The 358-nt window shown below is 52.0% G+C and carries 1 protein-coding gene; it reads left to right on the top strand.

The features are described from left to right. Window positions 1-108 precede the first annotated feature (108 nt). On the top strand, window positions 109-358 hold a 250-nt coding region (locus tag Q4563_RS17350), incomplete at its 3' end, for an endonuclease/exonuclease/phosphatase family protein (protein WP_303605386.1).

The raw sequence follows: 358 nt of genomic DNA, 5'->3' as shown, positions 1-358 counted from the left end.
AACCATTCCCCCGCCAGATTACCGTTACAACGCAGATAGATGCCCAACAACCTGCTAGACTGCCGGCCTCTGCACCGGCACCGTTTTTGACAGCTTATGGATACTCCAATGACCACTATCGTCAGCTTTAACATCAATGGCATTCGCGCCCGTCAACATCAACTTGAGGCTATTCGGGAACAACTGGACCCGGATATTCTGGGCTTACAGGAAATCAAGGTACACGACGATATGTTTCCTCTGGCAGATATCGAAAGCCTGGGGTATCACGTTGAGCACTTTGGCCAGAAAAGCCACTACGGTGTCGCCCTGCTCAGCAAGCAAGCTCCCGTCTTTGTGCAAAAAGGCTGGCCATCGG

This window comes from Gilvimarinus sp. 1_MG-2023 (assembly GCF_030548285.1).
This window is presented reverse-complemented; position numbering and strand designations above follow the sequence as displayed.